This is a genomic window from Halorubrum lacusprofundi ATCC 49239, assembly GCF_000022205.1.
Taxonomy (GTDB): domain Archaea; phylum Halobacteriota; class Halobacteria; order Halobacteriales; family Haloferacaceae; genus Halorubrum; species Halorubrum lacusprofundi.
In genome coordinates this window covers 511,778-525,943 of sequence record NC_012028.1, presented here as the reverse complement: position 1 = coordinate 525,943, position 14,166 = coordinate 511,778, and the positions used below count along the sequence as shown (strand labels likewise).

Genomic DNA, 14,166 nt, shown 5'->3' with positions numbered 1-14,166 from the left:
TTATAAATGTTGTTGTTGTTGTTGTTGTTGCCGGTATTCTTGAATTGAAAATCGTGCTTCCTTCTATCGGTTTTAGAGTGTAGTAAGTCTAGTAAAGAACTATTTAAGAATCCGTTTTATATACTGCGAGCTTATATCAACCTGAGTGAAATAGACGCTTTCGTATTTAGAGAACACTTGCAGGGTGGTGTGTGACTCCCTATTTGATCATCATTCAAATCAATACCATCCTAGGATCATCGTCTCTTGTGTCTCTGCGAGTTCCCGTCGAATGTCTGTTCGGTCCCACCCAAGCGGTGAGAGGACACTTTCGACAGCGCGGACAAGCTGTGTCTCGTAGTACGACGGATCATACGTCTCGCCATCCTCGTGAACAAGAGAAACGCGATCTCGCGAGGATTTCTCGTCGTCGACAACTACATACTCAATATCCTGTCCTTGATGGACGGCAAGGTTCTGATCACAAGCACGCTTCAGAGCCGCCACGTTCAGGGTGTTCTGCGTGTATCCCTCCAACGGCTTAGACACACGATTTCGTTCGACGAGTTGGTCGACAGCCACGTCACCAGCGTGGAGTTCCGCAATGGCTCGTTCGAGATACCCGAGAACTGCTTCCGGAGATCGTGTTTCGTCGAGGCGGTCGAGACACTCTCGCTGGATCTCCTCGACAAACGCCGGCGTCGACCGCTGTCGAGCCTCAATACCCCGTAGTTTGAACTCGTCTTCACCAGCGACCTTTCCGAAGTACTTCGTCAACGCGCCAGCGGTGCTTTCTCGTTGCGGGACAAACGCGACCCAGTCATAGTGAGCCTCGTGTTCAAGACGGATCTCGACTCTGTCGGTGATCTCACGAGCAAGTACATCGAGGTCCTCCCGTTGGCTATCGTCGACGTCGGGGTCGGGAGTCACCCAGATTGAGTCGACAATCCCGTGGACGACACGCCATCCACTAGCTTCGAGCTGCTGTTTCGCCGTCAGCAAAATCTCACGAGCAAAGGCATTGATTGCCTCGTGGCACTCGATCCGACCGAACTTCGCATTGCTGAACCCCTGGTAGCCAAAGCAGGCAACGAGAATCCATTTGAGTGCTCCCGACCGTCCTTCGAGTTCTGCGAACCGTGCCTGATCGGGTTCGTCTCGCTGCTGTTCACGACGGATTGCAGCCTTGATATCATCACGAGCATCGATGATCGGCTGGAGAACGTCGACAAGATAGCCGCGTTCGTCGCAGATCGAATAGCCGAGTCCAGGAACATCATCACGATCACGGTGACACTCACATCGAATCACGTCAGGCGAGACGTTGCGCGTACAGATGATGTTCGGATACAGACTCGAAAAGTCGAGTTCGTGAACATCCTCATGCAAGCCGACCTCTGGTGCGAAGATGAATCCACCACGGTCGGCGTCGTGGAGTGTTCCCATCGGTTTGTAGAACTCGTGTCTCCAGGAGTTCCACGGGACTAATATGCCGCGGTCGTGGGCTTCACAGATCTGGATTGCGGTGAGGACGTTCCCGATCGATGCCCACGCGAGTTCCTGAACAGGCTTTTTCGAACGGGAGACGAGATCGAGAACGCCGTCAAGGTTCGTCTCTCCGTAGAAGAACGTGTTCGACTCGTCGATGATCGCACGACCGGGAACATTGTATCGGGCCGGTGAGTGGCCCACCCGACCATAACTCGAATACGTCGACTGACTAGCCAGCTGCTGGTAGTCGACATCGGGCCATCGACTCAGTGAAAAGTTGCCGACGCCAGCGTGCGTGGCCATCTCGTGCAGTGTGGGAATGATTTGGCTCGTTGAACAGACCAGAATGTCGGGATCGCGCTCGTCGACCGCAGCCTGTACAGCTGTCAGAATGTCTTCTGTCGACCCTGTAATCGTCTCGCCGTCGACGGACAGCTCTGTGTAGGCATCTCCTGTCGTCTCCGTTACTGGGACGCTAAGCCGGAGTGTCGACAATTCACTTGCCGGGGTTGGATCGATATCGTTCTCTAAGCAGTACCGGAATTCCCGCAAGAAGTCGACGTTGAAGCAGGCAAGATCCCCGATTGGGAACTCCGATAGCTGGCGTGCTTGGGGAGCAAGTGTTGTGACCCGGTTGACGTGAGTAACGTCGACGGCGAGAACCTCCTCGCCATCGCGACGGAATCCTGGCCGCCGAGAAACAATCTCGGTTGCGACGACATCAGGATGATTCTCGTAGATCCTCCGAAGCTTCGTGAGGTCGATATCACTGTCGGGTGAGCGCGGGCCAACGTAGAACCGTGGCGTATAGTCGTCGTGCTCGGTTACGACTGTGCCGTCGGCTGTCGATTCCCATTCGAGAATACTTCCATCATCGAGGATATCTATCGTGAACGGCATCGTCTCTTTGATACTCCTGACATGCTATCTTTGACTCCAGATTTTCACATAACCAATGGCGTGTAGCTTCCAGGTTTCTTGGATTTATACTCCGAGCGCGCCGAGTGCCTCAGGCTTGACCCCGAGACGGTCTACTGTGTCTTGTGATCTGATCAAAGATTAACCAACAATATTTGCTCTTTCCACTCGTAATGCAATAGTCGACTCATCATCAGGGTCTCTCCGATTGGGTGTTGGTCAAGCTGCCAATGCCTGTCGCATTGCGTCCTGGAAAGACCAAATGCTGGCTGTCTCTGTTTTGTAGGTTAAGAAACTCCGGAAAAATGATCCAAACACTCTTTACGGATTCGCTGTAATCTGTAAGTGAGAACAAACCTATGCCACGCACCTCGAAACAGGCCACCGGGAACATCGTCCGTGATTTCCTTTCGGTTGCGGACCTTCTCGAAGAGCCACAGCTGGCTCAGTTGTACACGTATCTCGCTCATGAAGGCAAGGCCACTGTTCAAGATGTGATAGATGATCTTGGGCTCGCTCAGGGAACCGCCTACAGCTATGTAAACCGACTCGTCGATACTGGCGTTGTCGAGGTAACCCAAACTGAGCAACCTCGTCAGTATGCCGCCAATGAGATTGACTTGACCGTAACGGCCAGCAAAGATCGCCAGTACACGATTACGCCAGCATTGATTGATGCAGTCGGCCGTCGCGAGACAAACGACGATATCGATACGTACATCGACCGTCACGGGGTTGCTGGTCTCGCAACGGCGCTCACCTACGCCGTCGCACGCGAACGGGGCGAGATGACTCACCGATTGATGGCTCAGGACCTCGACATCTCACCGCTGGCCGCCGAAATCATTCTTCAGGCACTCGGTCCTGTCGTCGACGAATACTACGAGATCGAATCCTCAGGAGCCTCACTCGACGCGATTGATGTCGACCAATTCGACACGTGAGTTCACTGCATATTGGCGATACCGGCCTGTTCGTTGCGATGGGAAAGCCATCGAATAAACGATATAAAGTCGTTCGCCAGTTCGCCCGCCGCAACGATCTCACCTTTGTGCTTCCAGAGCGGGTGTACAATGAACTCACCATGGACAACTCTGACAGCCAGCAGTTGCCAGTCGACAAAGCGATTGAGGAGGGCTGGACGGCAGTCGCTCCCCCACTTGAGTTCTCACAACCAAGCGTTTCACGTGCGATGGATGGTGTCCAACGATACATCGCGAACGCTGATGACCGCCCAGCGGATGAGGTCGAACGGGCCGATGCCGCCCTTGCTGCATTAGCAGCTCAACACCTCAGTGCGGGCACAGCCACGAGTGTGTACATTTACACGACTGATATTGCTGCGGGTGAGGGTGCTGAAACTGTACTGGCGACTGAAGGATATGGCGACTCAATCACCTTTATTAACGGCTTCCAGTTCATCGAGGATTTGCTCCCAGACGACCGGTAGTGCTATCAAAGCTTGTCTGCAGTTCCATCCTCTGACGACTGTTGTCGATTACGGTTTGATTGGCCTTGTTGAAATCCTCAATTAGTGATATATTTTGACGGTCGTGCTGAATATAGAGGATGAAGTCAGCACGACGGCTTCGATTACTTCGCCTCAAGTCGAATGGATTACCCAGTCGGTGAATGTGTGGGTTCAATACGACTTCATCTGCTGACCATCGGGAACAGCCTCCCGACGAGGCGAAGATTACCGAAGAGTCAAAACAGCAACATCCTGTTCGTGAACGATATAATCACCAACTGGGCCAAATACTTCATCTCCGACATCCTGTTCGGTTGCACCCATTACGAACAGGTCGTAGTTGCGAGCTGCTTGTCTCAGTTCGAACGATACGTCCGACCCTTTCCGTACCTCTTGATTGATTCGAATCGACGGGATCCCTTGGTCGGTGAGGATCGAACTCATCGATTTTAAGACGCTTTCACCCTCAGCTTCTCCCTCCGGGTCATCTGGATCCGCTACGTGTATGAGGTCCACTGAGAGAAGCTCGTCACGGTCAACTATATTGAGGAGCGTATTCACCTTCGCCTCCGCATTCTTCGTGTGACGGGAAGCGATCAACACTCTTCCAAGTGCATTTGCTCCTCCAGACGTGAGAATCGCATCAACGCCATCTTTCTTGGCGACCTTTTCGCGTGTTTCAACCGGATCGTCGTCGAACGTGAGGTCGAACTCGGTCCGTACTCCTCGTTCCTCAAACTGTTCAGCGTGTCTCGCTAGTTCCGCTCTGAATTCTTCGTCATGTTCGGCCCGCGCTTCCTCAACGGACTCGTCTTCGTCAACCTGGTAGAAGCCGATGAGTTCCGCGTCCGGGTACGCGAGACCATTCAAGAACCCACTGGTCGGGAACTTCGGATCAGGGAATTCGACGAACACGAGAACACTCGGGTGTTCCATAGTGGTCGTCTCTGACGCGTCAAACTAATACTTACGCAAAGACAGTACGATATGAGTGTAACCGATTCGTTCTGAGCCGATCTGTCTGACTACATCGTCGTTTTAACGGGAGGTGCGTGATACTCGGTTCTGTTGAATCTGTTCTTCAGACGTAATATCGAATGAAACGGCCGGTCGATGAATGCTGTGTCTTGACCGATCCGACCAGCTGGTTTTCGAAGAACTTCTGTGCGAGATACGCGCCTTGTATGCAGCACACTGTTTGTATCAACTACCAAGGGTTTCAACAGAGCCTGATGAACTCAATCTGCTCTGAAGTAATATAGTACTACACCAAAATAGCTATGATACTTCACATTGTATGTGTACCCATGCCTGATACACCCCCTCCAGAACCGTTTGATGATGTCAATGAGGAAGTCGTTGAAGAATGGAAGCAGGAGATGAGTCCGTATACTCGCGTCAGAGAAATCATTAGCCACGCATACTCCCCAGAACCCGTCGCTGCTATCGCTGAGCGAGCACACGTTTCAGAAAAGACTGCCAGAAAGCATCTCAATACGCTCTCAGACGACGGATTTGTCTCAACACAACCCGGTGACCATGGGGCGACGCTGTACTCTCGATCTTCAGAATCGCTTGTCGTTGAGCAGGCGACCGATATCCTTGAGGAGCTGTCCGTAGCAGAACTGCGTGAGCGTGTTTCGGAACTCCGGTCGACCATCCGAGATTTCCAAGAGAAGTACGACGCTGAGTCACCCGAAGAGTTGTCGGTCAAAGCTGCCGATGAGACTCTCACAACACAGAGCGTTGATCACGACCAAGTCGACGCTGATCTCCTGGAATGGAAAACAACCCGTCGTAATCTCGCGTTCGCAAACGCTGCGCTTTCGATTTCGAGCGCCCAGCGATTCATCAACGACGAGAACGTGCCGAACTCCAAAACGAGCGCATCTCCATAGATTCGATGTCTGATCGCGAGTATCTCTCAGAAGAATCTCACACCTTGCGTGGTGCGATTGATCGAAAAGCACTCCTCACAATTCGGGATGTTTGTGATCAAGAAGAACCGCTAGCTACAGCAACGGTGGATGATTACTTGTCACCGAATCATCTCACAATCGAATTGGCTGATGGACTGTGTGATGCAGAATCTGCCCGGATTGATGTTCAGTGGACAACCCAAGGTGACTATAAATTTCACTATACAGACTCCCTGAACCAGAATTTTCGGTGGGGAAGACACCCAACTGGTGACGACTTCCCACACGTAAGCGATCTTGGTCACTTCCATCCACCGCCAGATGCATCGTCAGATCCCGCTGATGTCGAGGATTCGTGTATCAAACAGGTCGACGTCCGGCTCGTGACACGGGCTGTGTTGAAACTGTGGCGAGTGGCATATCACAGGGAGTCATTCAAACACCTCAACACCGGTGAAAATCCGCCATAATCTTCGGCCAAATCTGAATTTCGACGTACGGGTCGTCGACACTGTCAAACCGCCGTACAGCGGAGATAACTAACCGACTTCTCACCGTCTAAATCTGCGACTGTCGGTTTCAAATACTGTATATACTGCTAACAGAATAGTGTTGGTAGTATCAGTATGGCTGTCCTGGACGATCTCTCCGGCTTCGAATTCGAGGATGTGATCGAGGACGTCTTCCGGAATCTCGGATACGAAAACGTGCGGCAAGCGACGAAAACGGCTGATGAGGGACGGGATATCTTGATGGAGGAAGTCGTCGACGGAATCCGCCGGGCTGTCGTCGTCGAGTGCAAGCACACCGATTCAGTTGGTCGACCGGTCGTCCAGAAACTCCATTCCGCGATTGCGACGTTCGAGTTCGACGGTCCGAAACGCGGTATGGTCGTGACGACTGGTCGGTTCACCGGGCCAGCACAGGAGTACGCCGACAGGCTGAAACAGAATGACGATCCGTATCAGATCGAACTCACCGATGGCCAGGACCTCCGGCGGATCGCCGACGAGATCGGCCTCGATCTCTATAATGGTCGCATCGAGATTCTCTGTGACGAGACGCTCCGGCCATACGATCCGGCAGCGTCCATCGAAGTACCAATCAAAGAGGCCTTCCGTGATATCGAAAACATCGACAGCACAGAAATTCCGGAGCCGCACACACAGGTCACGTTCAATCCAATTGTCTCGGTCACTGCTGACACGAATGCGGTATTCGAGACTTCTGTAGGGGTTATCCACCGAATTAATGAGCGAACCAACTTTGTTGTCCACGCCGGTCGCGGTCATCCGTCGGTAGCCGATGATGCCGTTGCAACCTTGGTCGCGGAGAATCGTCACACGACGGTCGACCTCGATATTGAGCGGTTTCAGGAGGTCTTCGACGAGGTCAGTGATCACCGGTTCGGCCAGACCGAAACCGAATACAAAGAGTGGGCAGTCGACCGGCTCCAGGAGTTCCACACGACGACGGTGACTTACACCGGTGGCAACAACGTGACCTACAACAAGACCTGTGAGCCGAACCTTTCGGATATCTCAGTGCAGTCTATTGACCCAGTGTTCCTCCCGGAGGTTCGACAGACGACGCATCTGAAGGATTACAGCCATCCCTACGAGTACTACGCCGCAGGCCCCTCTCGGGTTACGATTGAGGACGGTATCCATCGCTGCGTCCACTGTGAGACACACGGCGTCGACGAAACCTACACCTATTGCGCGAACTGTGGCGCTGTTGCGTGTGGGAGTCACATCGAAACTGAACGGCTGACCGGTGAGCCTGTCTGTACGGGTTGTGCGGTCACCGACCGGTTCGCGCTCAAGACGAAGTACTTCTACGACGAGGAGAATCTCGAATCCTTCCGTACTGAATACGCTGAAATGCCGTTTTACAAGCAGGCTATGGAGAACACGCTGCTGGCCGGAGGAAGTGTGATCATGACGCTCTTGATTGTCGTTGGTCTGCTCATCATCGGCGGCATCATTTAAACGGTAGGGTCACTCGACCCTCTGACCAGATCCATTACGGTCAGTTTTCAGGTCGCGGGGCAGTCTCGTATCGGATGATGTCATCTGTCTTCTCTATCCGATCGTAGATTTCTCGGAGCGTATCCTGTGCGCGGAGTAGCTTGTGTTCTTTGAGGAATTGTCGACCACTATCGCTGATCCCGTAGAATGTGTACGGAAGATCGTTTTGGCGTCGGTCTTTCGGCAAGGTAACCTGTTCAACGATATCCGCATCAACCAGCTGCTCAAGATGTTGCCGGATCGTCGTCTGACTCTTGCTTGGATTGACGTAATCGAGTTCTTTCAACGTCGGCAATTCCGAGGGATGTCCAAGAATATCTTGGAGAAGCGCGAATCGTGTCTCCTGGGTAACGACATTAAGCCGATTCCGGACGGATTCGATCTCATGTGCCGGGTGATCGGACATACTCGTTATTTCATTATTTGAATGGTGCGTGCAAATGCGTTTCGCCCAAATACGAATTGGATCCAGCCATCTGAGTTGTCTCGTCTAGATGACGAGCTACTGGGTTGTGTAGATATCAACGGCGTCAAGACTGGGTCTCTTGAACTCAAGTGCGTCCGAAACAGCTGCTCAGTCGTGGGCCGATGATTCCGGATATATGGTCAATGACGGGAAATATGTCTCATAGAAAGCTGTATCAAAGCTAACCAACGCATCACAATCGACAGTTGCGTGCCCACCAATAATGAAGTCTGCAGCAATATGCTGACGTGGTGCAAGATCTTCACTACACTCTTCACACTGAACAGTCTGCTTTGCCCCGCAAGATGGACACTGAAGCCCATCTGGTCGGCGGGTAGAATATCGCTGAAATCCTTCGCCAGCTTGGAAAAGTGCTTCTTGCGATGGCTCAGTAACCTGAATACTGAAATCTTCGAGGAATTGGTCTAATTCGGATGTCGAATCGAAGTGACCATCTGCTGAAAGTTCAGCGTACACAATTGACGTGATGACGACTCGACCATCTCGGTAGGCACGTCGAAGCTCCGTTTCACTCTTGTCTGTATAATCATCATCGTATAACAGCGCGAGAAGGGCGTTCGTATCGACCGACGTGATCACGCCTCTGCCTCCGACTCATCGTCGCAATCGTCTCCTACGTCTCGGGGGTACTCCCTACGAAGTCGACGCATGCGTTCGGGCATGGTCTCGTCGCTTTCGGCACTGCCGCGGTATTTAGCAAAAGGATCGTTTCCGTCTGCGGTAGTCGGTTCTTTCTTTTGAATCTTGTATCCAGAACTAACCTCTTCGAAGGCGATCTCGTCACCGGGCTCAATTCCGAGCGTCTCTCGAATTTCCTTCGGGATAGTGACTTGACCTTTTGTGGTGATGCGTGGCATGTCTCTACTTGGAGATATGAAGTAATACGTAATGAGTATTACGGCTATATTCGTACTATTTGTTTTCCTCTGCTTCAATCTCTTCTTCGAGTTCCTCAAGCCGTTCTTCGTGTTCATCGAGTCGACGCTCCTGTTCGAGATCGATACTGAGCAGCGCGGGCAACAGTGGATTCTGATGGTTCAACAGCCCGCTGGCATCGGCGTGTTCCCGTACGTAGGCGAACAACTGATCGAAGCGGGGTTGATCGCGTCGACGGAGGGCTCGACGAAAGTCCTGCCAGCGGTCTTCGATAGCTCGGAGTGCGTCCCGATAGGTTGGATTCGTTCGTCCCATCGCTATCGCCCTCCAGGACCACCAGCAGTCCATGCATCGAGCAGAGGATTCGCCGCCATCGAGGTCGTCTCGCCGGTCGTGGTGAGGCCAGTACCCACACTGTCGGGAGTCGACGGCGAGGTGGTCGTTGGTTCGATACCGACCTGCGCAGCGCGTGCTTCGAGCAACTGTCGCCAGTAGGCAAACGTCGTCTGATAGTATGCGCCGTCGTCGACGGGATAGATGAGGGTCTCGAAGTCGTCACCGACAATCCGCGGGCCCATTCGGGTTTGCTCACACTCCAGATGGTGGTCGGCGGCCGTTTTGACCGGCTCCGCGAACGTGTCGCGCTTACTACGGGTGGCAAGAACGGGGACATCGTAGCCGTCAGCGTAGGTCGCCAAGCGGGCGAGTGTTCGCGCTTGGAGGGTTTTTGCGTGTCCCTCGTTGAGGGTGTCATCAGTGCGGTACTGGGCGTCGACAGCGGGGGCGACGATGAGCGATGGGGTGTGCAGGGAGGAGTCGTTGTCAGAATCCGTAGGCTGTCGACCTCGCGGTCCGGTATTGTCGGTCGATTCTTGGATGGATTGATTCACTGCCGTCGGGAGGTCACAGACCGCGCCGTAGTGCTGGTAAGCAGTGAAGCCGCGTGCGACATGGATGCGATTGAGAAGCCGATGACTGGGCGCGATCTGGGCGAGTGTGGTCGTCGTCGCGTGGCCATTTGCGTCGACCCAGAAAGCGGGTCCGTTGTGGAGTAGTAGCTGATCGAGGACAAGCGATTGGAGCACTGGAACCCCCCGACTGCCGTCGACATCCAGGAGCGTGATACCGTTATTGAGCGACGGGAGTAGGAGGTCATCACTTGATGGGTTAGCTTTGTTGACGAGGTCTTGGTTTCGTTCTGATCCCCGAGTTGGTCGACTCACTGCGAGCGGTCTGGACGACGATGGTGACGTCGACCCTGATTTCTCAAACATACTTCGTTAGTCGACGAAGAACAACATAATCCGAAGTGTGTGATTTCCATGTTTCAGGAGTGGTATTGGGTAGTGGCGAACTCGGTTTCTTCGGTGGGTTTTCTTTTGTTAATAGAGCGTTTCCAGAATCTATTCCAGAGTCTTCACAAGCTTAACCAACAGAAGGACTTCTCTGCCTCTTTTGTTGGTTAGGTCTACTCATTGCTATACTGCGAGTGCGAATGCAGCATGAACCAAATGTGCTCTACGCTGATTAGAGTCCATCAGCGTCTTTGAACAACCGTAACAACAGCCCCAGAGTCAAAACCATCACGACAGTTAACGAAACTCCGATAATGAGTGTGCCCGTGCCGACCATACATTATGTTATTTGAGCTAACTTAATAAAATACTGGCTGAAAAAACCACTCGCAGACAACACAGTACGTAGGCATTTGATCGAATGTTTCAGTGGACTCAGAATAAAACAGGCCACCATGCTGCACTCATACTCTGAGTAGAGCATTGCTTCCTTCGTATGTCGACGGTATCGATTACTATGCTGGAACACCATCCCTCCGAGCCACGAGTATCACCTTGCAACCACTCCCTATTGGCTCACCGGAGGCATCCAACCCCCTAGTAGAGACCACTGGGTTCTTTCATATCTGGGCTGCTGTGGACTCGATCGTCAGCAAACGGCAAGCAGACAGCGATTACCGTTGATTTGTGGGTCGGATCACGAGTTCGTTCACGCTCACACGTGGTGGTTGAGTGAGTGCATACGCAATGCCATTGGCAATGTCGTCTGGGTGGAGCGGGATCAAATCGTCAGTCAGATCGGCCATTCGTTCTTTCGTTTGTTCATCGGGGATGTGGTCGCCAAGTTCCGTCTCGACGGCCCCAGGGGAGACGACAGTCACTCGAACGTCACTGTCGGCGATCTCTTTCCGCAGTGACTCTGAAAAGGCGTTGACACCGAACTTCGTCGCGGAATAGCCACCGCTGGTCTCGTTTGCTGTCTGGCCCGCAACCGAGGAGATATTGACAATATGTCCGCTGTTCTGATCGAGTAGTCCAGGAAGTGCTTCTCGTGTTGCAGCCATCAACCCTTTGAGGTTCACATCGAGCATCTGCTGGAGGTCGTCGTGTTCGGCACGAATAACCGGTGCGAGCAGCATAACGCCCGCATTGTTGATCAATATATCCAGGCCGCCGAGTTCCGCACGAGTGGTCGCGATCATCTCATGGACTGCGTCAGTGTCGGTCACGTCTGTCGGCACTGCCAGAGCGGTCCCGCCGTCGGTTTCGATCTCGTCGACTAGATCTTCCAGACGCTCTTCACGCCGGGCGGCAACGGCGACGGCCGCGCCGTCGGCTGCAAGTGTCGTGGCTACGGCACGCCCAATACCGGATGACGCGCCGGTCACAAGAGCTACCTCGCCGTCGAGTTGGTGTGTATCGCTCACGGATGGTAGGTCTGCCGGACACAACATAAGTGCTGGTTTGCTGATAGAGACATGATCACCGAATCGTGGCGAACGGATAGAGAAGACAATTTGGCAATTGAGCCAGTTCGGCTCAGAGAAAGCAGCAGCGTACTTGCGGCAGGGATTACCATCGATGCAGAGGTTTGCAGAGAAAGCACTCGACGGGATTGAGGTGCGGTGGACCTCAAATCCCGTCGAACGGGCAATGGGAGAAGTCGCTAAACGGTGCAAGCGAGACTGGATGCAGTGGAGCCGGGCCGGGTTGAATGCAGTGCTTCAGCTCCGACTGGTGAAATACCAAGACCCAGATCGCTACAACCAGTTTTTCAATGAGGTTCTGTGTGAATCAATCCACGAGAAGATTCACTGCACCGCCTCGGTTGAGGCTACTGGAGGTGAAGTCTAAACGGTTCTGAGACGCGACCAAACAATTACCTTCGGAATGATTACCCAAATCGTTCGGCCATTTATTGCTTGGTCGATGTTTATTTTAGAAAACAACGTCCGTTCCGCAGTCAGTCTCGGCATCATCGGTGCTGGCGGTTTGGGTGTGACGTTGTCTATCTTTTTCAAGGAGAGAATCCCGGCGTTCACGCCGTTATCAGAAATCTTTGATTTCTGATTGCCCGCCAGACGCAGTCTGGCGACCGGGCGTGAATCCGACAACCCCAGCACAACCCACTGTGGATAGCAGGCTGGATATTCAATGTTAACCCACATCATTAAGTAGGTTTATTTACATAGTCTATGTATGGCGATTCAGGTCACTCGAACCTACGTTGCTACCATACGGAATCAGCAACAGGTCAAGGGTGATCTGGACTCGCTTGGGTTTGCCGCCTCGAAACTCTGGAACATCGCACGCTGGACGTGCAACCGTATCTGGAGCGAGACAGGGACAATCCCCGAGGATGGCCCACTCAAGGCATATCTAAAGAACCACGAACGCTACGCCGACCTCAATTCACAGTCGAGTCAGCGAGTCATTGAAGAACTCGCTGAAGCGTTCCACGGGTGGTATGCCAAACGCCGAAACGGGGACGACCGCGCAAACCCACCGAAGTATCGCAAGAACGGCGACAATCATCCACGGTCGACGGTTACGTTCAAAGAAGACGGCTTCAAACACGACAGCAAGAACAACCGGATACGCCTCTCGAAAGGCCGCAACCTCAAAGAACACTGGTCAGATTTCATTCTCTGCGAGATCGAAACCCGGCCAGATGTTGCTGTCGAGAATGTTCGTCAGATAAAAGCAGTCTGGAATGGAGACGAATGGGAACTTCATATCGTCTGTAAACATGAGATCGAGGCTGAGTCTCCCGGCGACGAAACTGCCGGGATCGACCTCGGTATCTCGAACTTCGCCGCCGTCTCGTATTCCACAGGCGACCATGAGTTGTATCCGGGGAACGTTCTCAAGACTGACGAACGGTACTTCGCCAAGGAGATAGCGAAGTGCAACTCCTCCCGGTCAAACAAGGCACTCCGACTCCGGCAGAAGCGTTCCGAGCGTCGGTCGCACTACTTACACGCTGTCACGAAACACATCGTTACAGAGTGTGTTGAACGAGGTATCGGAACAATTGCTGTCGGCAACCTCGGAGGCATACGTAAAGACGACGAGACTGGTGAGCCTCGGAACTGGGGCGACCGTGGAAACAAAGGCTTGCACGGATGGGCGTTCGACCGCTTCACGACTTTACTCACCTACAAGGCGAAAGCCGAAGGGATCGCAGTGGTCGTAGTGAGCGAACGAGACACGTCGAAGACGTGTTCGTGTTGTGGACAGAAACGAGACGCAAACCGTGTAGAGCGCGGCTTGTACGTCTGTCGTGGGTGTGAAGCCGTGATGAACGCCGACTCGAATGGTGCAGAGAACATTCGGCGTCGGTTAGACCAAGCACAAAAGGTAACTCCGAGTCCCCGATCATCCGGGGATAGGTGTAGCGGGCGTGTGGCACGTCCAGTAGTCAACCTGTTCCGTCGTGGAGAACACGACCCCAGCTGTGGACAGGGGACGTTCGCTCAACAGGCGAGCATCTGCAAACGATAAATATCCCAACTGCGGCAGGGAAGCCTCGCCGTTTACGGCGAGGAGGATGTCACCGAGCAGCAAACCTTCCAGTTTACCAATATGATGTCGACGATCCTGTTCATTGTGTTGCTAGTCTTGTCAGTCGAGATTATCAGCCAGCGAACACGGTCGTATCTTCGTGAAGGAGACAATGAGGAACAACTGAGCCTCTATC

General features: G+C 53.1%; 15 protein-coding genes and 1 pseudogene. 8 read left to right on the top strand and 8 right to left on the bottom strand.

The features are described from left to right. Positions 1–219: 219 nt before the first annotated feature. Entirely contained in the window at positions 220–2,370 is a 2,151-nt protein-coding gene (locus tag HLAC_RS15915) for a type B DNA-directed DNA polymerase (protein WP_015911633.1), read from the bottom strand. A 377-nt stretch (positions 2,371–2,747) separates the two neighbouring features. Between HLAC_RS15915 and HLAC_RS15910 the strand changes: the two genes are divergently transcribed. Next, entirely contained in the window at positions 2,748–3,332 is a 585-nt protein-coding gene (locus tag HLAC_RS15910) for a DUF7437 domain-containing protein (RefSeq protein ID WP_015911632.1), read from the top strand. Then, positions 3,329–3,838, top strand: a complete 510-nt coding sequence (locus tag HLAC_RS15905) for a PIN domain-containing protein (protein WP_015911631.1) — start codon at positions 3,329–3,331, stop codon at positions 3,836–3,838. The genes HLAC_RS15910 and HLAC_RS15905 overlap by 4 nt, the downstream gene beginning before the upstream one ends. Before the next feature lie 246 nt (positions 3,839–4,084). On the opposite strand, the gene HLAC_RS15900 is transcribed toward HLAC_RS15905, so the two are convergent. Further along, a complete protein-coding gene (locus HLAC_RS15900; protein WP_015911630.1) occupies positions 4,085–4,795 on the bottom strand; it encodes an adenine nucleotide alpha hydrolase family protein in 711 nt (236 codons plus the stop codon). Between the two features lie 371 nt (positions 4,796–5,166). Here HLAC_RS15900 and HLAC_RS18210 point away from each other — a divergent pair, with 371 nt between their 5' ends. The 3 genes from HLAC_RS18210 to HLAC_RS15895 all read left to right on the top strand — a co-directional run bounded on the left by HLAC_RS18210 (position 5,167) and on the right by HLAC_RS15895 (position 7,769). Beyond that, entirely contained in the window at positions 5,167–5,757 is a 591-nt protein-coding gene (locus HLAC_RS18210; protein ID WP_100190874.1) for a DUF7342 family protein, read from the top strand. A gap of 5 nt (positions 5,758–5,762) precedes the next feature. Continuing rightward, complete coding sequence (locus tag HLAC_RS18205; protein ID WP_015911628.1) at positions 5,763–6,248, top strand: toxin-antitoxin system TumE family protein; 486 nt, start codon at positions 5,763–5,765, stop codon at positions 6,246–6,248. A 156-nt stretch (positions 6,249–6,404) separates the two neighbouring features. Further along, positions 6,405–7,769, top strand: coding sequence for a restriction endonuclease (locus HLAC_RS15895; protein WP_015911627.1), 1,365 nt, complete (start codon positions 6,405–6,407; stop codon positions 7,767–7,769). 40 nt (positions 7,770–7,809) lie between these two features. Here the strand turns inward: HLAC_RS15895 and HLAC_RS18200 are convergent, their stop codons facing one another. The 6 genes from HLAC_RS18200 to HLAC_RS15870 all read right to left on the bottom strand — a co-directional run bounded on the left by HLAC_RS18200 (position 7,810) and on the right by HLAC_RS15870 (position 11,920). Continuing rightward, positions 7,810–8,214: a helix-turn-helix domain-containing protein gene (locus tag HLAC_RS18200; protein WP_015911626.1), complete on the bottom strand. Its 405-nt coding sequence runs from the start codon at positions 8,212–8,214 to the stop codon at positions 7,810–7,812. Positions 8,215–8,382: 168 nt separating this feature from the next. Further along, positions 8,383–8,874, bottom strand: a complete 492-nt coding sequence (locus HLAC_RS18195) for a type II toxin-antitoxin system VapC family toxin (RefSeq protein WP_015911625.1) — start codon at positions 8,872–8,874, stop codon at positions 8,383–8,385. Next, on the bottom strand, positions 8,871–9,152 hold the full coding sequence (locus HLAC_RS15885; RefSeq protein ID WP_015911624.1) for an AbrB/MazE/SpoVT family DNA-binding domain-containing protein: 282 nt from the start codon (positions 9,150–9,152) through the stop codon (positions 8,871–8,873). Before HLAC_RS15885 ends, HLAC_RS18195 begins: the two co-directional genes overlap by 4 nt. A 55-nt stretch (positions 9,153–9,207) precedes the next feature. Next, positions 9,208–9,486 carry a DUF8156 family protein gene (locus tag HLAC_RS15880; protein WP_015911623.1) on the bottom strand — a complete coding sequence of 93 codons (279 nt, stop codon included), beginning with the start codon at positions 9,484–9,486 and terminating at the stop codon, positions 9,208–9,210. Between the two features lie 2 nt (positions 9,487–9,488). Next, positions 9,489–10,445, bottom strand: coding sequence for a hypothetical protein (locus tag HLAC_RS15875; RefSeq protein ID WP_015911622.1), 957 nt, complete (start codon positions 10,443–10,445; stop codon positions 9,489–9,491). A gap of 695 nt (positions 10,446–11,140) precedes the next feature. Next, positions 11,141–11,920: an SDR family oxidoreductase gene (locus HLAC_RS15870; RefSeq protein ID WP_015911620.1), complete on the bottom strand. Its 780-nt coding sequence runs from the start codon at positions 11,918–11,920 to the stop codon at positions 11,141–11,143. Positions 11,921–11,963: 43 nt separating this feature from the next. Here HLAC_RS15870 and HLAC_RS18960 point away from each other — a divergent pair. From HLAC_RS18960 to HLAC_RS18190, 3 genes and pseudogenes are all read left to right on the top strand, one after another. Next, positions 11,964–12,320: pseudogene (locus HLAC_RS18960) on the top strand (ISH6 family transposase); the annotation flags it as partial. 36 nt (positions 12,321–12,356) lie between these two features. Beyond that, on the top strand, positions 12,357–12,536 hold the full coding sequence (locus HLAC_RS15865; RefSeq protein WP_049933875.1) for a hypothetical protein: 180 nt from the start codon (positions 12,357–12,359) through the stop codon (positions 12,534–12,536). Between the two features lie 129 nt (positions 12,537–12,665). Next, positions 12,666–13,970, top strand: coding sequence for an RNA-guided endonuclease InsQ/TnpB family protein (locus HLAC_RS18190; protein WP_015911619.1), 1,305 nt, complete (start codon positions 12,666–12,668; stop codon positions 13,968–13,970). The last annotated feature ends 196 nt before the right edge of the window (positions 13,971–14,166 follow it).